Origin of the sequence: Streptomyces gardneri, from assembly GCF_006539185.1 — a bacterium.
GTDB lineage: Bacteria > Actinomycetota > Actinomycetes > Streptomycetales > Streptomycetaceae > Streptomyces > Streptomyces gardneri.
This window is the reverse complement of sequence record NZ_BJMN01000005.1, coordinates 186,954-208,000: the sequence shown is the minus strand read 5'-3', so window position 1 is coordinate 208,000 and position 21,047 is coordinate 186,954. Positions and strand designations below refer to the sequence as shown.

Below are 21,047 nucleotides of genomic sequence, written 5' to 3'. Positions count from 1 at the left end.
CGAAGGTCCGGGCTGTCTAACCAAAGCCGCGGCCGCATGTCAATCGATCGAACGAAAGGGGCGTAAGGCGACATGAATGCCCTGGTCAGCACATGTTGGGACAGCGATTCGTCCCTTTTGTGAATTGATTAGGAACGCGCCTGACAGTCGGGGTATAACCCGTCGACCCGCCCTCCCGGATTCCCGCACCGGGAATCTCGTCAACGGAAAGTCGGACGCATGAAAGAAACACGACGCCGAGGAATCACGGTCGCCGCTTCAGTGCTTCTGGTCGGGTTTATCGGGTTCGGCTGTTCCGGCGTCCCCGAGGACGGCGAGCAGGAATCGCCCCGGCGCTCGGCACCGACCGCGGCGGTCGTCTACGAGGTCTCGGGGGAAGGCACGGTCGAGATCAGCTACCTCGACCGGGACGAGAAGGGCGGCGCGACGGTCGAGAAGAACGTCGCCCTGCCGTGGAAGAAGTCGGTGCGCGTCCCGCTCGGCAGCCAACCCAGCGTCAACATCGTCCTCGACGACGAAGGCGGCCAGGTGCGGTGCAGCCTCGCCGTCGGAGGCCGGCACGCACAGAGCTCCACGGCGTCGGGCCCGTACGGCCGGGCCACGTGCAGCAGCACGCTCCCTCAAGGAGTCAGCGGCCGGGGGGCCGAAGCGCTCCCAGTTCTTCGTTGAGCGCGGTGAGGAAGCGCAGCGCCGTGGCCAGTTCCTCTTCGTCGAACCGTTCCCTGGCCCGGCCCGCGGCCTGAGCCAGCGGGAGGAAGTACTGGCGTGCGGCGGCCCGCGCGCCCTCCACGTAGTGCACGTGGACCACCCTGCGGTCCGTGCTCTCCCTGGACCTGCGGATGTGGCCGGCCTTCTCGAGCCGGTCGAGACAGGCGGTGACCGCCCCTGACGTCAGTCCGAGCTGCTCGCGCAGTCGGCCGGGCGTGAGCGGCTCCGGGCTGTCCAGGACGATGCCGAGCGCCTGCACGTCGGTCGGGTGCAGTCCGTGGGCCTGCGCGAAGCCGTGGACCAGCCTGCTGATCTCCCCGTGCGTGCGGCGCAGCGCGACGGCGAAGTTCTGGAGATCGCCCGGCGCGCCGCCGGCGGACGCGGTCCTGTCTCGGTCATCGGTACTGGCCACGTGATCAGCCTATGTGCCGGAACCGTCCGTGAACGAAACGGCGGACGGCCGCTCGTGCCCGGGGACGCTGTTTCCGTCGCACCTCATCCGGCGAGGGGTGCCGCACCGAATACCCGGTGAGGACACCGTCCCCATGACCGGGCTCGCCCCGGGTCCGGGCCCCGGAGGAGGAATGCATCGTGAACACCTCGCATCTCACGCGCCGCATCGCGGCCGCTGCCGCCGCCGTCGTGCTCCCGGTCTCGCTGGGCGTGCTCGCTCCACAGGCGTTCGCCGCCGACGCGGACGGGCCCTTCGGCCCGGGCTGCGCCGCGGTACCCGCCGAGGGTGACGGCAGCTTCGACGGCATGGCCGACGACCCGGTGGCGACCGCCGCGTCGAACAACCCGGAGCTGTCCACGCTCGTCACGGCCGTCCAGAAGGCCGGCCTGGTCGACACGCTGAACAACGCCGAGAACGTCACCGTGTTCGCGCCGACGAACGACGCCTTCGCGAAGATCCCGAAGGCGGACCTGGACAAGGTCCTGGCCGACAAGGCCACCCTGACCAAGATCCTCACCTATCACGTGGTGGGCGAGAAGGTCGACAAGGCGGCGCTCGCCGACGGCTCGTTCAAGACGCTGCAGGGCGGCACGCTCACGACCGACGGCTCCGGCGACGCCTTCGTCGTGAACGACACCGCCAGGATCGTTTGCGGCGACGTGCCGACCTCCAACGCCACCGTCCACATCATCGACACCGTCCTGATGCCGAAGTGACGGTCGCCCCCGCTCGACCGACCGAAGACCGTCGCGGACCTCAGGGTCCGCGGCTGTCAGTCGCGCGCCGCGGTCCGTGACGAGGGAGTACGGCGGCTGAGCTCACCCGGCCACCAGGCGTTCGGCCCGATGTCGCGGACCAGGGCGGGGACGAGCAGGGAGCGGACGACCAGGGTGTCGAGCAGCACCCCGAAGGCGACGATGAAGGCGATCTGCGCGAGGAAGGCGAGGGGGATGACGCCGAGCGCGGCGAAGGTGGCCGCGAGGACGACGCCCGCCGAGGTGATGACCCCGCCGGTGGCCGTCAGCCCGCGGAGCACGCCCTCGCGCACGCCGTGTCGCAGCGACTCCTCGCGGACGCGGGACATCAGGAAGATGTTGTAGTCCACGCCCAGGGCCACCAGGAAGACGAACCCGTACAGCGGGACCGACGAGTCCGTGCCGGTGAAACCGAAGACGTGCGTGAAGACGAGCGAGGAGATGCCCAGCGTGGCCAGGAAGTTGAGCGCCACCGTGGCCACCAGCAGCACCGGCATCACGAGCGAGCGGAGCAGGCCGACGAGGATGACCAGGATGATCGCGAGGACCACCGGCACGATGAGGGTCCGGTCCCGCTCGGCGGTGCGCTGGGTGTCGTACTGCTGGGCGGTGTAGCCGCCGACGAGGGCGTCGGCTCCGGGGACCGCGTGCACGGCCTGCCGGAGGCGGACGACCGTCTCCTTCGCGGCCGCGCTGTCCGCCGCGTCGCTCAGGGTGACGTCGATCCTGACCCGGCCGTCCACGACGAGCGGCGCGCCGCCGCCGGGCCGCGCGGAAGCGGTCACCGGACGCGCCGAGTCGACCCCGTCGGTGGCCTCGGCGGCCGATGTCACGGCGGGCAGCGCGGCCACGTCGGCGATCACCACCGCCGGGTTGCCGGAGCCGCCCGGGAAGTGGCGTCCCAGCGTCTGCTGGGCGGCGACGGACGGCGCGTCGTTGACGAAGATCTCGTCGAGCGGCACGCCCCGGGACGCCAGGGTCGGGGCGAACGCGGCGCAGGCGAGCAGCCCGGCGAGGGTGATCGCCCAGACCTTGCGGGGGGCACGGTCCACCAGGCCTGCGACCCGCTGCCACAGTCCGTGGCCGCCGGCGGTCGGGTCCGCCGGCCGGGGCTTGGCCGGCCAGTAGGCGGCGCGGCCCAGCAGGACCAGGACGGCGGGCAGGAAGGTGAGCGCGCTGAGGACCGCGCAGACGATGCCGATCGCGCCGACCGGCCCGAGCGCCCGATTGTTCGTCAGATCGCTGAAGAGCAGGGCGAGCAGGCCGAGGGCCACGGTGGCCGCGCTGGCCGTGACGGGCCCGGCGGTCTGCCGCAGGGCCGCGCGCATGGCCGGGAAGCGGTCGCCCTCGCGCGCGGCGAGTTCCTCGCGGTAGCGGGCGGCGAGCAGCAGGGCGTAGTCGGTGGCGGCGCCGATGACGAGGATCGACAGGATGCCCTGGACCTGGCCGTCCACCCGTACGACATCGTGGTCGGCCAGGACGTAGACCACGGCGCACGCCAGCCCGAGGGCGAAGACCGCGCCGAGGATGATCACCAGCGGCAGCAGCACGCTGCGGTAGACGAGCAGCAGGATCACCAGGACGGCCACGAGGGCGACGGCGAGCAGGAGGCCGTCGATGCCGGCGAAGGCGTCGGTCAGGTCGGCCCGGGTCGCGGCGGGACCCGCGAGCCGCGCGGTGGTGCCGGGCACGGACTCGGCGACCTGGGTCACGGCCGCGAGGGTCGTGGGCAGCTCCTCCCCGAGGTCGGGCCGCAGTTGTACGACCCCGCTCAGGGCCTGGCCGTCCTCGGACGGGAGCGCGGGGGACGGTGTCCCGTCCACGCCCGGTCGTCCGGCGAGGGAGGCCAGGGCCCGGGTGGCCGCGGCCTGCTGAGTCCCGTCGAGTTTCCGTCCTTCGGGCTCGCCCGTCCACACCACGATCACGGGCAGGGTCTCGTCCTGGCGGAACGCCTTCTGGGCCTCGACGACCTGGGTGGACTCCGCGCTGCGGGGCAGGAACGCGGCCTGGTCGTTGGTCGCGACCTCGCCGAGTTTGCCGGCGTACGGGCCGAGACCGCCGCCGATGGCGAGCCAGGCGATGAGCAGGGCAAGGGGCAGCAGACGTCGGACCCATGGGGTGGACGAGCGCATGGGGGCTCCAAGGCAGGCGGAAGTACTTCAAGACGAAAACTCTCAATGATTGAGATAGATTCAACCATGGCCGGGAGGGACGGCGTGCGTCATCACTTCCGAAGGGCCATGGAGCCTGGACGCACTCGAAGCCCTCGAACTATGGTGTCCCACCACATACGCCGCTGACCTGCGACTTCCTACGGTGTGGCGACACCGAATCGTCCCCGCACTTGCCTGGAAGTGGTGCACATGGCCGCCGCAACAACCTCCCCGACGCCACCCGGCTCCCTCAAGCGCATCGTCGCCGCCAGCCTCATCGGCACGACCATCGAGTGGTACGACTTCTTCCTGTACGGGTCCGCCGCGGCGCTCGTGTTCAACAAGCTGTTCTTCCCCGAGTCCGATCCGCTCGTCGGCACACTGCTGTCCTTCCTGACGTACGCCGTCGGGTTCGCCGCCCGGCCGCTCGGGGCGCTGGTGTTCGGGCACTACGGGGACCGGCTCGGGCGCAAGAAGCTGCTCGTCCTGAGCCTGCTCCTGATGGGCGGGGCGACGTTCGCCATCGGGCTGCTGCCGACCCACGCGACCATCGGTTCCGCCGCCCCGGTGCTGCTGACCGTGCTGCGCCTCGTGCAGGGCTTCGCGCTCGGCGGCGAGTGGGGTGGCGCCGTACTCCTCGTGTCCGAGCACGGCGACGCCAAGCGCCGCGGGTTCTGGGCCTCGTGGCCGCAGACCGGCGCCCCTGCCGGACAGTTGCTCGCGACCGGTGTGCTGTCCGCGCTCACCGCGCTGCTCTCGGACGCCGCCTTCGCCTCCTGGGGCTGGCGGATTCCGTTCCTGCTCTCCGGCGTCCTCGTGATCGTCGGGCTCTGGATCCGGCTCTCCGTCGACGAGTCGCCCGTCTTCAAGGCCGCGCTCGCCGCCGCCGAGGAGCGCAAGGCGGTCGCCGGACAGGCCGAGAAGCTTCCGCTGGTCTCGGTCCTGCGCCACCACTGGCGGGACGTGCTCATCGCGATGGGCGCCCGGATGGCCGAGAACATCTCGTACTACGTGATCACCGCGTTCATCCTCGTCTACGCGACCACCCAGGTCGGTCTCTCCAAGCAGACCGCGCTGAACACCGTCCTCATCGGCTCCGCCGTCCACTTCGCGGTGATCCCGCTCTGGGGCGCGCTCTCCGACCGGCTCGGCCGGCGCCCCGTGTACCTGATCGGCGCGATCGGCGTCGGCGCCTGGATGTTCCCTTTCTTCTCCTTGATCGACCGGGGCACCTTCGGCTCGCTGCTGCTCGCCGTGACCGTCGGCCTGGTCCTCCACGGAGCGATGTACGCGCCGCAGGCCGCCTTCTTCTCCGAGATGTTCGCGACCCGCGTCCGCTACTCCGGCGCCTCCATCGGCGCCCAGTTCTCCTCCGTGGCCGCCGGCGCCCCGGCGCCGCTCATCGCGACCGCGCTGCTCGCCGACTACGGCGACTCGACCCCGATCGCGCTGTACGTGATCGCCGCGGCCCTGCTCACCGTCGTCGCCATCGGCTGCGCCAAGGAGACCCGCGAGCGCGACCTCGGCGAGATCGTCGAGCGGACCTCCGGGAAGTCCCGGGTCGGCGCCGACGTCTGACGGATGCCGAAGCGCCCCGTGCCGTTGCTCCTCCGGAGCGCGGCGCGGGGTGTTTCTCGCGTCAGTTCCCCGGGACGGCCCCCGCGAGCGCGTGCAGGCGCAGGGCCAGCTGGATCTCCAGGGCGCGGGCGGGGGACTGCCAGTCCGGGCCGAGGAGCCGGCCGACCCGTTCCAGGCGCTGGGCCACCGTGTTGACGTGGACGTGAAGCTCTTCCTTGGTACGGGCGGGGCTCATGCCGCTCGCGAAGTACGCGTCCAGGGTGCGGACGAGATCGGTTCCCCGGCGGCGGTCGTACGCGACGACCTGACCCACGGTCCGGTCGACGAAGCCGTCGATGTCCCGGCTGTCCGCGAGGAGCAGACCGAGGAAGCCCAGGTCCTCGGCGGCGGCGCCCTGGCCGGAGCGGTGCAGGAGCCGGAGTGCGTCGAGGCAGCGGCGGGCCTCCTCGTAGGCGACGCCGACCTCGTCCGGCCGGTCGAGGGGCGCGGGTACGGGGGCGGAGGCGCCGACGGTGACCGGCTCGCGCAGGGTGTCGCCGAGGTGGCGGGCGGTCTGACGGGCCAGGTCGGCGGCGCTCTCGCCGGGGCCGAGCGGCAGCAGCAGGACCGTACCGCCGTCGCGGGCGGAGGCGAGTCCGTGCCGGGTGGCCGCGAGGTGCGAGGCCGCCGACCCGAGGCGCCGCCGGTCGGTGCTCTCCTTGCGGCCGGCGTCGGTGTCGGCCGCGCCGCCCGCCCGGTCGACGCGGGCGGCGAGCACGACGTGGGGCGCGGCGCTGTCGGTACGCAGCCGGGCGGCGCGCTCGCGCAGCAGGCGGCGGTCGCGGTCGGGGGCGTCGAGGAGGTCGTCGAGGAGTTCGCCGCGCACCCGCTGTTCGGCCTCTCCGGCGGAGCGGCGGGCGAGCAGCAGCAGGGAGGTGACGAGCGCGGCCCGCTCCAGGGTCCGCTGGTCGACGGGGTCGAGCTCGGGCCGGCCGCGCAGGACGAGGGCGCCGAGGGTCTCGCCGCCGGCGGAGACGGCGGCCACCCAGTCGTCGCCCTCGCGGACGGCGTGGCCCTCCGCGCGGCGGGCCGATCCGGCGTCCGTCTCGGTGAACTCGACGGTGCCGCCGAGGACCTCGGAGACCGCGTCGGCGACGTCGTGGACGCCGCCGCCGTGCAGGACGAGCTCGGACAGCCGGTCGTGGACCTCGGAGGCCCGCTCGATGACACCGCTGTGCTCGCGGATGATGTCGGTGGCCCGCTCCAGCTCGGCGAGGGCCGAGCGGGTCTCGGCGAGCAGGTTGGCCGTGTCGATGGCGACGGCGGCGTGCGCGGCGAAGGAGCAGAGCAGCGCGACCTGCTCGCGCTCGAAGACCCTGGCCCTGCGGTCGGCGGCGAAGAGGACGCCGATGACCTGGCTGCCGAGGCTGAGCGGGACGCCGAGGATGGCGACGAGGCCCTCGTCCCGTACCGCCGTGTCGATCGTCCGGGTGTGCTGGAAGCGCGCGTCCTCGAAGTAGTCGTCCGTGACGTACGGCCGGGCGGTCTGGGCGACGAGCCCGCCGAGACCCTCGCCCATGCCGAGCCTCACCTGCTGGAAGCGCGCGGAGACGGAGCCCTCGGTGACCCGCATGTACGTGTCGCCGGCGACCGGGTCGTTCAGGCTCAGATAGGCGACCTCGGTGCCGAGGAGCGAGCGGGCGCGCTGGACGATGGCGCGCAGCACGGCGTCGAGGTCGCGGAGTCCCGCGAGGTCGTGTGCGGTCTCGATGAGCGCGGACAGCTCCGCCTCACGCCGCCGCCGCCCCTCCAGCTCGGCCCGGACGCGCAGGGCGAGCACCTTGGCCTCTTCGAGCCCGGCCAGCTCCTCGGGGTCCGCGCCGCTCGCGCGGGCGAGCAGCACGGGCCGGTCGTAGGCCTCCGTAGCGGCTCCCCGAGCGAGGAGTTCCAGGTAGGCGACGTGTTCGTGGGACATGGACACAGGGATACCTGCCGGAGGTGTGGTCGCACCACCCCTGTGGACGACCTTCACCAGCGGCAACCGCAGGGGGTCTCTCAGTGGGCGGTCCAGCCGCCGTCGAGGGTGAGCGAGGTACCGGTGATGAACGAGGCCTGCGGGGTGCAGAGGTAGAGGACGGCCTCGGCGACCTCCTCGGGCTCGATGAGCCGCTTGAGCGCCGAGTCCTTGAGCATGACCTCCGAGAGGACCTGCTCGCGGGGGATGCCGTGGGCGGCGGCCTGGTCGTCGACCTGCCGCTCGACGAGCGGGGTGCGCACATAGCCGGGGCTGACGCAGTTGGAGGTGACCCCGTGCGGGGCGCCTTCGAGGGCGGCGGTCTTCGAGAGGCCTTCGAGACCGTGTTTGGCGGCCACATAGGCGGACTTGAAGGCGGAGGCGCGCAGCCCGTGGACGGAGGAGAGGTTGACGATCCTCCCCCAGCCCTGGGCGTACATGTGCGGCAGCGCGCCCCGGATGAGGCGGAAGGGCGCCTCCAGCATCACCGTGAGCACGGTGTGGAAGACGTCCGGCGGAAAGTCCTCGATGGGGCGGACGAGCTGGAGTCCGGCGTTGTTCACGAGGATGTCGGCTCCCGCGGCGGCGCCTTCGGCCGCGTCCAGGTCGGTGAGGTCGAGGAGCCGGGGGGCGACGCTCCCGGGGAGACCGGCGGCCTCGCCGACCAGGGTCTCCAGGCCCTCGGCCGCCCGGTCGACGGCTCTGACCCGGGCCCCGGCGGCGGCCAGCCGCAGCGCGCAGGCCCGCCCGATACCGCTGGCCGCGCCGGTGACGAGCGCGGTGCGGCCGGTGAGGTCGAGGGCGACGACCCCGGCCGACGGGGAGGGCGCGGCCGACGGGGACACGGAACCGGGGCCGAGGACGGTGTTGATGGGGGCGCTCATGCTCCGCACCCTATGAACGGGCCGCTCCCCCACCGATGTGGTCCCCGCCCACAGTTCAGCTGGTCTCTGTGGTGCGGAACCATGTGGGTTCGTCGGCGAGCGCCTTCTCGATCCGGAGGTACGAGAACCGCTTCATCTCCGGCAGGTCGTCCACCTCGAACCAGCCGACCTCGGTCGACTCGTCGTCGTTGACCCGGGCCTCTCCGCCCACCGCTCGGCAGCGGAAGGCGACGTCCATGTACTGGCAGGTGTCGCCGTTGGGGTAGACGACGGGCTTGCGCAGGGTCTCCACGAGCAGGATCCGCTCCGGTACGCAGTGCACGGCGGTCTCCTCGTACACCTCGCGGACCGCGCAGTCGGCGGGCTGCTCCCCGGGCTCGACGATGCCGCCGATGACCGCCCACATGCCGTTGTCCGAGCGGCGACCGAGCAGGACCCGGCCCCGGTCGTCGAAGACGACGGCGCTCACCCCCGGCAGGAAGAGGAGCTGGTGTCCGGCCGTCTCGCGCAGCGTACGGATGAAGTCAGGGGTAGCCATGCCGTCGACCCTAGATCATCGGATCATCCGCGATCCGGGGCCGGGGCCTCGACCCTCGCGCGACGGGCCCGGACGGAGCGGAGCGCCGACCAGCCGAGGCCGGCGGCGGCGAGGGCCACGAGCAGCGCCTCGGGCAGGGTGCCCATGCGGGTCGCCGGGGTGAGCGAGGAGCGCAGCGGCACCTCCTCGACCAGGACGTCGGGGGTGAACATCTTCGTCTGCGCGACGATCTCGCCGTCGGGGCGGATCACCGCGCTGACCCCGCTGGTGACGGGCACGACGACCGACCGGCTGTGCTCGACGGCCCGCACCCGGGACATGGCGAGCTGCTGGTAGGTCATCTCGCTGCGGCCGAAGGTGGCGTTGTTGCTGGGGACGGTGATGAGCTGCGCGCCGTGCGTGACGGTGTCCCGCACGGCCCAGTCGAAGGCCGCCTCGTAGCAGGTGGCGAGGCCGACCTTGGTGCCGGCGAGGTCGAAGACGCCGACCTTCGTACCGGCTCCGAAGTCGCGGCTGACCCGGTCGACGTTGCTGTTGAAGAGCCGTACGAAGGACCGCATCGGGATGTACTCGCCGAAGGGCTGGACGTGCCGCTTGTCGTACGTGGCCACGGGGCCGCGCTCCGGGTCCCACTCGATGAGGGTGTTGCGGAGCTTGCCGGTCGGCGGGGAGATGACCGCGCCGATCACCGTGGGCGCACCGATGGCCCGGACGGCGCCGTCGATGACGTCGGCCGCGTCGGGGTTCGCGTACGGGTCGATGTCCGAGGAGTTCTCCGGCCACAGGACGAAGTCGGGCTGCGGCTCGCGGCCCGCCTTGACGGCCTCGGCGAGCTCGCGGGTGCGGGCGGCGTGGTTGTCGAGGACGGCGCGGCGCTGGGAGTTGAAGTCGAGGCCGAGGCGGGGCACGTTGCCCTGGACGGCGGCGACGGTCGCGGTGCCGTCCTCGGCCGTGTCGTCGACGAGCGGCAGCGCGGCGACCGCGCCGGTGACCGGCAGGAGCACGGCGAGCGCGGCGACGGCGAGCGGGCTGCGCGGGACGGCGCCGGTGGCCCGGTACGCACGGAACTGCCGGTACGCCTCGTACAGACCGAAGCCGCAGAGGGCGACCGCGAAGCCGAGCACCGGGGTGCCGCCGACGGCGGCGAGCGGCAGGAAGACGCCGTCCGCCTGCCCGAAGGCGATCTTGCCCCAGGGGAAGCCGCCGAAGGGCACGCGCGCGCGTGCCGCCTCCGCGAGGATCCACACCCCGGCCGCGAAGAAGGGCCACCACGGAAGCCGGGAGACGGCCGCGATGCCGAGACCGGCGGCGGCCACGAAGAGCGCCTCGATCGCGGCGAGGGCGACCCACGGGACCGGGCCGACCTCCTCGCCGGTCCAGATGAGCAGCGGGAGCATGAAGCCGAGACCGGCCAGGTAGCCGAGGCCGAAGCCGGCGCGGAGGCGACGGCCCCGCAGGGTCCAGCCGAGCAGCGCGAAGGCGGGCAGGGCGAGCCACCACAGGGGGCGCGGCGGGAAGCTCAGGAAGAGCAGAAGCCCGGACAGCAGGGCCGTCGCGGGCCGCACGAACCGTCGCAGTGGGGAACCCGGCGCGGGCGAGCCTTCGGCTGCGGGGGCGGGTGCGGGGGTGATGGTGGCGCTCACCTTGCGGAGTCTACGGGGCGAACCTGTCGATACCGAGGCCGGTACGAGCCCGGTGACCGGCCTGCTCCACCCGCCGTCCGGCGGGGGCTCAGACGCCCGTCGCGGCGGGCGGGCCGGGCGGGGCCGGGTGGCGGAGGCGGTCGCGGATGACCCGGACCGCGGACTCGGCGTCGTCGACCGTGACCGTGAACATCCGGCCGTCGCCGAGACGCAGGACCAGACCCTCGCCCCGCCGGACGATCACCGCCGTGCCCTTCTCGGGGCGCCAGCGGTAGCCCCAGCCGCCCCACTGGCGCGGATTGACGCTCGGGGCGAAGTCGGCGCCGACGACATGGGAGAGGGGGATGCGGCGGCGCGGCAGCCCGATGTGGCCGCAGCGGACCTCCATGGCGCGGTCGTCGACCTTGACGGCCACGTGGACGAAGGCGAGCGTGCCGAAGAGGACGAGGAGTCCGGCCGCGACACAGCCGATCACGGCCATGAGGAGGGCCGCGATCCCGGAGGTCCATGCCGACTCGACGGCGATCGTGATGCCGAGGGCCATACAGGCGGCGCCGGCCGAGGCCGCGAGCCACTGGACGCGATTGGTGGCGCGGCCGGTCCAGACGGCGGGTGTCCGCTTGTCGGCGTGCTGGTCCCGGGGGTACTGCCTCATGTCAGGAAGAGTACCCAGGATCGCGCGGCGCAGCGCGGCGGAGCGTGGCCGCTCCCTGGCGTTCAGTGAGCGGGTGCGGTGGCGCCGAGGAGGCGGCTTTCGGCGTAGCCGAGGGCGGCGGCGGGGAGCTGTCCGGGCCGGCCGCTGAGCAGCACGGTGAGGCCGCCGGTGGGGTCCGCGTCGGGCGCCGGCTCGGCGCCGATCCGGCGCAGCGCCTGGGCGGCGACGGCGTCGGCGGAGCCGTGGAAGACGATCGGCGGCAGCCCGGCCCGGCCGCGCGCCTCCAGGGCGGCGAGGATGCGCTCCTCGACCAGCTCGTAGTGGGTGCAGCCGAGGACGACGGCGCGGACGTCCGCCGGGGTGAGGGCGGCGGCCGCGGCGACGGCCTCGTCCACGGCGTCCCGGTCGGCGTGCTCCACGGCGTCGGCGAGCCCCGGGCAGGGCACCTCGGTGACCTCTGCGCCGTCCGCGAAGTCGCGGATGAGTCCGCGCTGGTAGGCGCTGCCGGTGGTGGCCGGGGTGGCCCAGATGGCGACCTTGCCGCCGCCGGTGGCGGCGGGCTTGATGGCGGGGACGGTGCCGATGACGGGGATGCCCGGTTCGAGTGCGGCGCGCAGGGCGGGCAGAGCGTGCACGGAAGCGGTGTTGCAGGCCACGATGAGCGCGTCCGGCCCGTGCTCGGCGGCGGCGAGGGCTACGGCGACGGCGCGCTCGGTGAGGTCCTCGATGGTGCGCGGACCCCAGGGCATGCCGTCGGGGTCGTTGGAGATGAGCAGATCGGCGTCCGGCCGCAGCCGGCGCACTGCGGCCGCCGCAGGGAGCAGGCCGATTCCGGAGTCCATGAGCGCGATCTTCACCCGGTCACCCTAGCCGATGGGCCTTGCGCGCCCGGCGATCTGGGGCAGACTGCGGCGAATGGACCCCCTTGTCTGGTTCGCGATCGCTTCCCTGGCCGCCTGGCTCTGGCTGCTGCTCGGCCAGGGCTTCTTCTGGCGCACGGACCAGCGTCTACCGCCGGCCGACGAGGACCGTGCGGCGCACGCCGGAGGCGGGTGGCCGCGGGTGGTGGTCGTCGTACCGGCGCGGGACGAGGCCGAGGTGCTGCCCCTGAGCCTGCCGTCGCTGCTGGCGCAGGACTATCCCGGCGAGGCCGAGGTGATCCTGGTCGACGACGGCAGCACGGACGGCACGGGTCGTCTCGCCGCCGAACTGGCGGAGCGGTACGGGGCGACCGCCGAGCGCCGGCGCGGGCCGACCGTCCTGGACCGCGACCCGGCCGAGTCGGCGGGCGGAGACGCCGAGCCGGCCGGTGGACCGGCCGAGCCCCGGGCTGTGCGCGTCGGACGGCCACGCGGTGGGCTGCCGCTGACCGTCGTGTCACCGGGCGAGCCGGAGCCCGGCTGGACGGGGAAACTGTGGGCGCTGCGCCACGGCATCGCCCTGGCACGCGCGCGTGAGCCGGAGTTCCTGCTCCTGACGGACGCGGACATCGCCCACGAGCCGGACAGTCTCCGACTGCTCGTCGCGGCGGCACGGACACACGACCTGGACCTGGTCTCGCAGATGGCCCGGCTGCGCGTGGCGAGCCGCTGGGAGCGGCTGGTCGTGCCCGCGTTCGTCTACTTCTTCGCGCAGCTCTACCCCTTCCGCTGGATCAACCGGGCGCGGCCCCGCGCGACGGCGGCGGCGGGCGGCTGCGTGCTGCTGCGGACGGAGACGGCGGTGGCGGCCGGGGTGCCGGAGGTGATCCGGCGGGCGGTGATCGACGACGTGTCGCTGGCGCGGGCGGTACGGCGGTCGGGCGGCCGGATCTGGCTGGGGCTCGCGGAGCGGGTCGACAGCATCCGCCCCTACCCGGGCCTCGGCGAGCTGTGGCGGATGGTGTCGAGGAGCGCGTACGCACAGCTGCGCTACAGCCCGCTGGTGCTCGCGGGGACGGTGGCGGGCCTCGTCGTGATCTACCTCGTGCCGCCCGTGGCCCTGGTGGCGGGCGCGGTGACGGGGAACGCGCCGGCGGCCTGGGCGGGCGGCACGGCCTGGGCGGTCATGGCGGGCACGTACCTGCCGATGCTCCGCTACTACCGCCAGCCACTATGGCCGGCGCCGCTGCTCCCCCTCACCGCACTCCTCTATCTCCTGATGACCGTGGACTCGGCCGTGCAGCACTACCGGGGCCGCGGGGCGGCGTGGAAGGGGCGTACGTACGCCGGTAATTACGATTCCCGACACGGGGAGTAACGCCGTCAATTCGGCGCGTACACAGGTGACCTGGCCGCCATGGATTGACGCTTAAGCATGCCCATGATCACTTCTCCCACCCCTTCCCGGCATCTTTTCTTTATGCGTTCTTCACGCCGCCGTACACAACGGGCCCCACGTGACCGCGACCCGCCGGTAACCCCCTCCGAACTCGGCTTTTACATGATCTTGGCCCTCGGCGCCGCCCGTTTTTGTCACGTTCGCTCGGATTAGGGATCCACCTCTTCACGAAGCCCGTCAAACAACCCTCTAATCAGGCTCCCCAACCAGCACATCGTGGGCTTAACTTATGTGCCATGACCTCCCCCCGCTCCACCTATGGAGGCGGTTACCACACCGCGCCGTCCTTCCCGGACACCCCGATCTACGACTCCCTGGTCGCGGAGCGGGGCACGCCTCAGATCGCCCCGATCCGAGTGCCCGCCGCCTACGACACCGGCAGCAGCTTCCCCGTGAGCGGCTCCTATCTGCCGGCGCTCCCCGCGGCCCTGCCCGCCCTCCCGGCGGCGCCCACCCCGCACCCCGCCCCCGCCTACGGCGGCGGTGGGTACGGCTATCCGCAGCCCTCCCCGCAGATGGCCCCCGCACCGCTCCAGCACGCCCCCACCCCGTACATCCCGCAGCAGCCGGTGGCCCCGCGCGGCTACCAGGGCAACGGGTACCCGCAGCAGCCCCGCCCGGCCGCCTCCGGGTACGAGGCGATGCGCCCGGCGGCCCCGCGGCCCATGCCGGCCCCGGCCCCCGCGGCGCCGATGTACAACGACCCGTACAACCGCCCCTACCAGGGCGGGGGTTACTGACAGGGGCGGAATAACCGGCCGACGAGGACCGGGGCGGCTGGCAGGATGACGGTATGTCCACTCCTGTACTCCGCTCCGTCCACGTCCACCCGGTGAAGGCCATGCGCGCTCTGGCGCCCACGGAGGCCGAGGTGGAGCCCTGGGGGCTCGCCGGGGACCGCCGGTGGACCGTCGTCGACGCCACGGGCAAGGTCGTGACCCAACGCCGTCACCCCCGGATGGCGTTGGCCACGGCGGAGCTCCTGGCGGACGGCGGCGTCGCGCTGTCCGCGCCCGGCCTGCCGAGGCTGGAGGTCGCGGTGCCGTCCCCCACGGCCACCGCCACAGTAGAGATCTTCGACAAGTACGTGGAGGCGGTCCCGGCCGACGACGAGGCGACCGCCTGGCTCTCCGCGTACCTGGAGACCGACGCCCGGCTCTTCCACATGGACGCGCCCGAGCACCGGCGGCCGGTCGACCCCGCGTACGCGCTGCCCGGCGAGACGGTGAGCTTCGCGGACGGCTATCCGCTGCTCGCCACCGCCACCGCCTCGCTCGACGCCCTCAACGCCCTCATCGAGGCCGGTGACCACGCCCACGAGGGCCCCCTGCCGATGAACAGGTTCCGGCCGAACCTCGTGATCGAGGGGACCGAGCCGTGGGCGGAGGACGGCTGGACCCGGCTCGCCGTCGGCGAGGTCACCTTCCGCGTCGCCAGGCCCTGCGGGCGCTGCGTCGTCACCACGACGAACCAGTCCACCGCCGAGCGGGGCAAGGAGCCGCTGCGCACCCTCGCCAAGCACCGCAGGCTGGACGGCCGCGCCATCTTCGGCCAGAACCTCGTCCCCGAGCACCGCGGCACGGTCCGGGTCGGCGACCCCGTGAAGATCCTCGACTGAGGTCCGGGCGCCCGACAGGCGGGGAACGCCTGCCCGGGGCACACTCGTTGGAGCAGCGGCGAACAACGAGGGGGTCCTGACGTGCGTGCGGCCACCGGAGTCTGGCGCTGGCGGCGCAACCCACTCCGCCGGACCACGGACCTGGTCGAGGCGTGGGTCGCCCTCACGGCGGCCGCGCTCCTCTGCCTCCTCGTGCCCCTGGCCGGCTGGGCCGCGACCTCGTCCGCGAGCGCCTCGCTCCAGCGCGCGGTCCGGACGCAGCAGGAGCAGCGGCTGCCGACGACGGCCCGGGTCGTGCGTCTCGCCGACGGGCCGGCGAGCGGCCCCCGGACGACCGAGACCGCCGGGGAGCAGCGGCTGCGCCGGTCCGTCGTGGCGCGCTGGACCGCCCCCGACGGCACGATCCGGACGGGAACGGTGCCCACGGCGCGGCGGCACTCCGCTCCGGGGGACGTCTTCCCCCTGTGGACCGACCGCGACGGGCGCCCGGTGTCGCCGCCGATGCCGGCCTCCACGGCCCGCGCGCACACGCTCATCGCCGGCCTGATGGCCGCGCTCCTCGCCGGTCTGCTGGTGGAGACGGTCCGCCGTCTCGCCGTCCGCCGTCTCGTCCTGCGGCGGTACGCGCGCCTGGACCGCGCGTGGGCCTCGGCCGGCCCCGACTGGGGCCGCGCGGACACCGGCAGCTGACCCGTACCCCTCCCCCGTTCCCCGTACGGGTAAGCCCTCACGACCCGTCATCCCCGACCCGCCGCGCGCGCTACGGTGGGGCATCGGTTCAGCGGCGAGGCATCAGGCGGGGGCAGGGCACACCCATGGCACAGGGCACGGTCCAGGTGACGCACACCGGCACATCGCGGTGGCGGCGCCGCACGGGTGAGTACGCCTCTCTCGCCGCCGCCCTGGAGGCCGCGAGCGACGGGGACGTCCTGACGGTCGCGCCCGGCACCTACCGGGAGAACCTCGTCATGCGGCGCGCCGTGACGCTCCGGGGGCCCGAGGGGTCGGTCGGCTCGGTGCGGATCGCGCCGCCGGACGGGGTGGCGCTGACCGTGCGCGCCTCCGTCACCGTCCAGGACCTGCACATCGAGGGGCAGGACGTCGCCGCGCCCGCGCTGCTCGTCGAGGACGGCACGCCCGAGCTGCTCGACCTGCGGATCATGACCCGCTCGGCCGCCGGGATCGAGGTGCGGGGCGCCGCCCGCCCGACGGTCCGCCGCTGCACGATCGACAACCCGGCCGGGGTCGGCATCGCCGTCGTCGACGGCGCGGGCGGGGTCTTCGAGGAGTGCGAGGTGGTCTCCGCCGGCCAGGCCGGCGTCTCGGTGCGCGGCGGGGCGCATCCGCGCCTGGAGCGCTGCCGGGTGCACCATGCCTCCGGCGCCGGGATCGCGGTCACCGGAGAGGGCAGCGGCCTCGAGGGCCTCGGCTGCGAGATCTACGAGATCAAGGGCGCCGGACTGCAGATCGCGGCCCGCGCCACCGCGCACCTCACGGACTCGTCGGTGCACCGCACGTCGGCGGACGGCATCACCCTCGACACGGACGCGGTCCTCACGCTCTCGGACTGCGACATCCACGACGTCCCGGAGAACGCGGTCGACCTGCGCTCGCGCTCGGTGCTGACGCTGACCCGGTCGACGGTCCGCCGTTTCGGCCGCAACGGCCTGTCGGTGTGGGACCCGGGCACGCGCGTGGACGCCAACCAGTGCGAGATCCACGACAGCACGGGCGACTACCCGGCGGTGTGGGTGAGCGACGGCGCGACCGTCGTCCTCGACGCCTGCCGGGTGCACGACGTGCCGGACGCGCTCTTCGTCCTCGACCGTGGCTCGCGCGTGGACGTGGTCGACAGCGATCTGTCGCAGGTGCGGAACACGGCGGTGTCGGTGAGCGACGGGGCGACGGCGCAGCTCGACGACTGCCGGATCCGGGAGGCGTCCACGGGTGCCTGGTTCCGGGACCACGGCAGCGGCGGCACCCTGGCGGGGTGCACGATCGACGCCGTGCAGACCGGGGTCATCGTCACCAAGGGCGCCGACCCGACGATCGACCGGTGCACGGTCACCTCCCCCGCGGAGGCCGGTTTCTACGTGTCGGCCGAGGGCCGCGGCTCCTTCCACGGCTGCCGGGTCACGGGCAGCGGCGGATACGGCTTCCACGTCACGGACGGCTGCCGGACGAGCCTGCGCAAGTGCCGTACGGAGCGGTGCGCGCGCGGCGGGTACGAGTTCCCGGAGGAGGGCGCGGTCGCGGAGGACTGCACCAGTGACGAGAGCGCGGTCCGCTCCTCCGTGCCCGACGGCGGCACCGTCCTGACGGCCACACAGTCGGCGGGGCTCCTCGGGGCGGTCCCCTCGCCCCGTACCCAGCCCGTCGCCGCCCCGCAGGTGGCCACGGCGCCCGTCCCCGAGGCCCGTTCCTCGCACGACGTGCTCGGTGAACTGGACGCGCTGGTGGGCCTGGAGAGCGTCAAGCACGAGGTGCGGACGCTCACCAACATGATCGAGGTGGGGCGCCGGCGTCAGGAGGCGGGCCTGAAGGCGGCCTCGGTCCGCCGCCATCTGGTCTTCACCGGCAACCCCGGCACCGGCAAGACGACCGTGGCCCGGCTCTACGGCGAGATCCTCGCCTCCCTCGGCGTCCTGGAGCGGGGCCACCTGGTGGAGGTCTCCCGGGTGGACCTGGTCGGCGAGCACATCGGCTCGACCGCGATCCGTACTCAGGAGGCCTTCGACCGGGCGCGCGGCGGCGTGCTGTTCGTCGACGAGGCCTACGCCCTGTCGCCGGAGGACTCCGGCCGGGACTTCGGCCGTGAGGCGATCGACACGCTGGTGAAGCTGATGGAGGACCACCGGGACGCGGTGGTCGTCATCGTCGCCGGGTACACGGCGGAGATGGAGCGCTTCCTCACGGTCAACCCCGGTGTGGCCAGCCGTTTCTCACGGACCATCAGCTTCGGTGACTACGCACCGGACGAGCTCCTGCGGATCGTGGGCCAGCAGGCCGACGAGCACGAGTACCGGCTCGTGCCGGGCACGGACGAGGCGCTTCTGACGTACTTCACGAAGCTGCCGAAGGGCCCGGCCTTCGGCAACGGCCGAACGGCCCGGCAGACCTTCGAGTCGATGGTGGAGCGGCACGCGGGCCGGGTCGCCGCGCTCGCCGAGCCGAGCACGGACGACCTGACCCTGCTCTATCCGGAAGACCTGCCCGAACTGCCCTGACGGTCGGGGGAGTTCGGGTCGCGCTGGCTCGGGACGGCGGGCAGCAGCCGGTCGAGGAGGGCGGAGCGCCTTCGGGCGAACTCCGGGTCCGCCTGGTAGTCGGAGTGGCCCAGGATCGGTTCCGGCAGCGGGTGTTCGCGTGTGCGGCCGTACGCGACGGGGTCGAGGAGCACGTCCGCGTCGACGGCCGGCCGGTCCGCCTCCGCGGGTACGCGGACGGGGCCGCCGATGGGGTCGGTGGCGCGGTGGAGGTTGCTCCAGCAGTCGATCGTGCGGTGGAGGCCCCGGAGCGCCTCGGGGCCGAAGTAGGCGGGGAACCAGCGTCCGTAGAGCCGCTCCAGGGGTGAGCCGTAGGTGAGCAGTGCGACCCGGCCGCGGGTGGCAGGCGGCAGCTGCCAGACGGCGGCCGCGGCGAGGACGCTGCCCTGGGAGTGGCCGGAGATGACGAGCCGGCCGCCGGTGCGGCGGGTCCAGGTGATCATGCGCCAGGTGAGGTCGGGGACGGCCCGTTCGGCGTAGCAGGGCGGGGCGAAGGGGTGGGCGGCGCGCGGCCAGAAGGTGCCGACGTCCCAGAGGATGCCGATGGTGCGGCGGGCCGAGGCGTCCTTGTAGGCGCGGCGGCCCCAGGTCACGAAGAGCAGGAAGCCGAAGCCGATCATCCAGGAGCCGAGGGCCTGGGCGGTGGACGCGGTGGCGGCGATCGCCGGGTGGGCGCCGTCGAAGGCCCGGCCGGGGACGTTTCCGCTGGCCCAGGCGCCGACGACGGACGCGGCCCCGAGGAGCAGGGTCGCTCCGGAGACGACGCCGACGAGGACGGGCGCGGAGTCGGTGAGCCCCGCGCGGGCCCGGCCGGCCGCGATCCGGCCGGTGCGGACCGGGTCCGGTTCGTCCTCGGCGTCGTAGTCGGCCTCGACCGCGGGCCGCAGCCGCCGGGCGTCGAGCACGGTCCGTACGGCGAGGAGGGCGGCGGGCGCGAGCAGCAGCAGGAGCAGGACGGGGATCACGGACGCCTGCCAGCTGAGCAGCACGGGCGGGCCGATCCGGGGGCCCTGGCCCGCGCCCGCACCGTCGAGCCAGTCGGCGACGCGCTGGGCGACGCCGCCGGACATGACCCCGGCGAGGGCGCAGGCGAGCATGGCGACGGCGGGGCCGCCGAGCCCGCGCAGCGCGGTGCGCGGGTCCTTGCGGGGCCGCTGGAGGAGCAGGGCGACCGCCCCGAGAGCGACGACGAGACCGCCCTGGGCGAGGGTGAGGGCGCCGAAGGCGGCGTCTCCCGGGAGGGTGCCGGTGGAGACCCAGCCGGGGCGGGTCCAGCCGGCGTGCAGGGCGGTGAGCGCGAGCACGCCGAGGGCGGTGAAGGGCAGCCAGGACACGAGGGCGCGCTCGACACGCAGGTCGACGCGGCGCTCGCTGCGGCCCCGTCGGCAGACGACCCAGAGGACGGTGGCGCCGAGGGCGACGAGGGCGGCCTGGAGAGCGAGGCCGACGGCCGCGCGCGCCCCGGTGTCGTGGCGGGAGGTGGCGGTGGTGAGGGCCGCGGCGACGGTGAGGAAGCCGGCGGCGGTGTGCGCGCCCCGGAGCCGGGCGACGAGACGCCGCCCGTACCAGAATCCGGGACGCCCGAGCGCGGGGCGCAGCTCGACGGGAGTGGGCTCGGGTACGGCGGGAGTGGGCTCGGGTACGGCGGCGGGCTCGGGCGCGTCCGGGGTGGGGCCGATCCCGGCCGGGGCGGCTCCCGGCGCCGCCGGGGCGTCGTGGCCGGTGGGCGGGCGCTGGGCCTCGTACGCGCTCCAGGTCCGGTTGGACAGGTACCAGAGCAGAACGACCAGCGCCGTCGGCACCAGCGCGGCGAGCGCGAGGCGGCGCCCCGGCGCGGACCACCAGCCGCCGCGGTCGGCGGCGAGGAAACCGAGCCAGGAGTACGCGTCGGAACAGGCCGAGGTGCCCGCGCACTGCCAGGCCGTCAGATCGAGCGCGACCTCGCAGGCCGCGGCGGTGAGGAGCACGGTGAGGGTGAGGGCGACGAGCCGGACGAGGACGCCGTACAGCCGGACGAGACCCGGCCTGCCCTGGGCGGGCGGACGCATCCAGTGGGCCAGGTTGACGACCATGAACGGCAGGAGCAGCAGCCATAAGGCGCGGGTGCCGTCGCCGGAGGTGAGGTTGGACCAGCAGTACGCCTCCGGCACCGGCCGCGCGGCGTACCGCTCGGGGTGGTCCTCGGCGTCCAGATCCTCGGTCCGCCGGTACACGGCGGCGGTGCCGTCGCCGGTGACGCGTACGGTCCTGGGGTCGTCCAGCATGGACTGCGGGGTGGCTCCGCCGACTCCGTGGACGAGGAGTTCGAGCGCCGCGCCCCCGGTCTCCGGGGCGGGTGTGGCAGGGGACACTTAGGGGACTTCCTCTCTGAGTGGGAGGATGCGACGTCGGAAACAGGATCGCTGACGGCCGTGCGCCCACGCACGGTCTCTCACCGAATCCGACACTGATCCCCTCGTCCCCTGCGGAAGGACCGGCCCCGG

General features: G+C 73.6%; 17 protein-coding genes. 8 read left to right on the top strand and 9 right to left on the bottom strand.

What is annotated here, in order from left to right:
* The first annotated feature begins 219 nt into the window (after positions 1-219).
* Complete coding sequence (locus tag SGA01_RS03440) at positions 220-669, top strand: MmpS family transport accessory protein (RefSeq protein ID WP_141293145.1); 450 nt, start codon at positions 220-222, stop codon at positions 667-669.
* Here SGA01_RS03440 and SGA01_RS03435 read toward each other — a convergent pair.
* Positions 629-1,120 carry a MarR family winged helix-turn-helix transcriptional regulator gene (locus SGA01_RS03435; protein WP_141293143.1) on the bottom strand — a complete coding sequence of 164 codons (492 nt, stop codon included), beginning with the start codon at positions 1,118-1,120 and terminating at the stop codon, positions 629-631. The two genes, SGA01_RS03440 and SGA01_RS03435, sit on opposite strands and share 41 nt — an antisense overlap.
* A gap of 179 nt (positions 1,121-1,299) precedes the next feature.
* On the opposite strand from SGA01_RS03435, the gene SGA01_RS03430 reads away from it, so the two are divergent.
* Positions 1,300-1,878 carry a fasciclin domain-containing protein gene (locus SGA01_RS03430; protein ID WP_371865979.1) on the top strand — a complete coding sequence of 193 codons (579 nt, stop codon included), beginning with the start codon at positions 1,300-1,302 and terminating at the stop codon, positions 1,876-1,878.
* 56 nt (positions 1,879-1,934) lie between these two features.
* On the opposite strand, the gene SGA01_RS03425 is transcribed toward SGA01_RS03430, so the two are convergent.
* Positions 1,935-4,049 carry an MMPL family transporter gene (locus tag SGA01_RS03425; RefSeq protein ID WP_141293141.1) on the bottom strand — a complete coding sequence of 705 codons (2,115 nt, stop codon included), beginning with the start codon at positions 4,047-4,049 and terminating at the stop codon, positions 1,935-1,937.
* A gap of 231 nt (positions 4,050-4,280) precedes the next feature.
* Here SGA01_RS03425 and SGA01_RS03420 point away from each other — a divergent pair, with 231 nt between their 5' ends.
* On the top strand, positions 4,281-5,648 hold the full coding sequence (locus SGA01_RS03420; RefSeq protein ID WP_141293139.1) for an MFS transporter: 1,368 nt from the start codon (positions 4,281-4,283) through the stop codon (positions 5,646-5,648).
* A gap of 61 nt (positions 5,649-5,709) precedes the next feature.
* On the opposite strand, the gene SGA01_RS03415 is transcribed toward SGA01_RS03420, so the two are convergent.
* The 6 genes from SGA01_RS03415 to SGA01_RS03390 all read right to left on the bottom strand — a co-directional run bounded on the left by SGA01_RS03415 (position 5,710) and on the right by SGA01_RS03390 (position 12,218).
* A complete protein-coding gene (locus SGA01_RS03415) occupies positions 5,710-7,602 on the bottom strand; it encodes a helix-turn-helix domain-containing protein (protein WP_141293137.1) in 1,893 nt (630 codons plus the stop codon).
* Positions 7,603-7,682: 80 nt separating this feature from the next.
* Positions 7,683-8,525 (bottom strand): 3-hydroxybutyrate dehydrogenase, encoded by an 843-nt coding sequence (locus SGA01_RS03410; RefSeq protein ID WP_141293135.1) that lies wholly within the window; start codon positions 8,523-8,525, stop codon positions 7,683-7,685.
* Positions 8,526-8,580: 55 nt separating this feature from the next.
* A complete protein-coding gene (locus SGA01_RS03405; protein WP_141293133.1) occupies positions 8,581-9,063 on the bottom strand; it encodes an NUDIX hydrolase in 483 nt (160 codons plus the stop codon).
* Positions 9,064-9,086: 23 nt separating this feature from the next.
* Positions 9,087-10,706 (bottom strand): apolipoprotein N-acyltransferase, encoded by a 1,620-nt coding sequence (gene lnt / locus SGA01_RS03400; protein WP_141293131.1) that lies wholly within the window; start codon positions 10,704-10,706, stop codon positions 9,087-9,089.
* Between the two features lie 88 nt (positions 10,707-10,794).
* Complete coding sequence (locus tag SGA01_RS03395) at positions 10,795-11,361, bottom strand: hypothetical protein (RefSeq protein WP_174867198.1); 567 nt, start codon at positions 11,359-11,361, stop codon at positions 10,795-10,797.
* Between the two features lie 62 nt (positions 11,362-11,423).
* Positions 11,424-12,218: a glutamate racemase gene (locus SGA01_RS03390; protein WP_141293127.1), complete on the bottom strand. Its 795-nt coding sequence runs from the start codon at positions 12,216-12,218 to the stop codon at positions 11,424-11,426.
* 58 nt (positions 12,219-12,276) lie between these two features.
* On the opposite strand from SGA01_RS03390, the gene SGA01_RS03380 reads away from it, so the two are divergent.
* The 5 genes from SGA01_RS03380 (at position 12,277) to SGA01_RS03360 (ending at position 18,525) form a co-directional block, all read left to right on the top strand.
* On the top strand, positions 12,277-13,599 hold the full coding sequence (locus SGA01_RS03380; RefSeq protein ID WP_229917937.1) for a glycosyltransferase: 1,323 nt from the start codon (positions 12,277-12,279) through the stop codon (positions 13,597-13,599).
* A gap of 317 nt (positions 13,600-13,916) precedes the next feature.
* On the top strand, positions 13,917-14,420 hold the full coding sequence (locus SGA01_RS03375; protein ID WP_141293124.1) for a DUF6643 family protein: 504 nt from the start codon (positions 13,917-13,919) through the stop codon (positions 14,418-14,420).
* Between the two features lie 53 nt (positions 14,421-14,473).
* Positions 14,474-15,298, top strand: a complete 825-nt coding sequence (locus SGA01_RS03370) for an MOSC domain-containing protein (RefSeq protein ID WP_141293122.1) — start codon at positions 14,474-14,476, stop codon at positions 15,296-15,298.
* An 81-nt stretch (positions 15,299-15,379) separates the two neighbouring features.
* A complete protein-coding gene (locus SGA01_RS03365; RefSeq protein ID WP_141293120.1) occupies positions 15,380-15,988 on the top strand; it encodes an Rv1733c family protein in 609 nt (202 codons plus the stop codon).
* A 125-nt stretch (positions 15,989-16,113) separates the two neighbouring features.
* On the top strand, positions 16,114-18,525 hold the full coding sequence (locus tag SGA01_RS03360; RefSeq protein WP_141293118.1) for a right-handed parallel beta-helix repeat-containing protein: 2,412 nt from the start codon (positions 16,114-16,116) through the stop codon (positions 18,523-18,525).
* Here the strand turns inward: SGA01_RS03360 and SGA01_RS03355 are convergent.
* Positions 18,495-20,915 (bottom strand): hypothetical protein, encoded by a 2,421-nt coding sequence (locus SGA01_RS03355; protein ID WP_141293115.1) that lies wholly within the window; start codon positions 20,913-20,915, stop codon positions 18,495-18,497. The two genes, SGA01_RS03360 and SGA01_RS03355, sit on opposite strands and share 31 nt — an antisense overlap.
* Positions 20,916-21,047 lie beyond the last annotated feature (132 nt).

Coding starts and splice junctions, on each gene's coding strand:
- SGA01_RS03425 (WP_141293141.1), bottom strand. CDS start 4,049: ATGCGCTCGTCCACCCCATGGGTCCGACGTCTGCTGCCCCTTGCCCTG.
- SGA01_RS03375 (WP_141293124.1), top strand. CDS start 13,917: ATGACCTCCCCCCGCTCCACCTATGGAGGCGGTTACCACACCGCGCCG.
- SGA01_RS03395 (WP_174867198.1), bottom strand. CDS start 11,361: ATGAGGCAGTACCCCCGGGACCAGCACGCCGACAAGCGGACACCCGCC.
- SGA01_RS03440 (WP_141293145.1), top strand. CDS start 220: ATGAAAGAAACACGACGCCGAGGAATCACGGTCGCCGCTTCAGTGCTT.
- SGA01_RS03415 (WP_141293137.1), bottom strand. CDS start 7,602: ATGTCCCACGAACACGTCGCCTACCTGGAACTCCTCGCTCGGGGAGCC.
- SGA01_RS03410 (WP_141293135.1), bottom strand. CDS start 8,525: ATGAGCGCCCCCATCAACACCGTCCTCGGCCCCGGTTCCGTGTCCCCG.
- SGA01_RS03380 (WP_229917937.1), top strand. CDS start 12,277: ATGGACCCCCTTGTCTGGTTCGCGATCGCTTCCCTGGCCGCCTGGCTC.
- SGA01_RS03370 (WP_141293122.1), top strand. CDS start 14,474: ATGTCCACTCCTGTACTCCGCTCCGTCCACGTCCACCCGGTGAAGGCC.
- SGA01_RS03360 (WP_141293118.1), top strand. CDS start 16,114: ATGGCACAGGGCACGGTCCAGGTGACGCACACCGGCACATCGCGGTGG.
- SGA01_RS03420 (WP_141293139.1), top strand. CDS start 4,281: ATGGCCGCCGCAACAACCTCCCCGACGCCACCCGGCTCCCTCAAGCGC.
- SGA01_RS03405 (WP_141293133.1), bottom strand. CDS start 9,063: ATGGCTACCCCTGACTTCATCCGTACGCTGCGCGAGACGGCCGGACAC.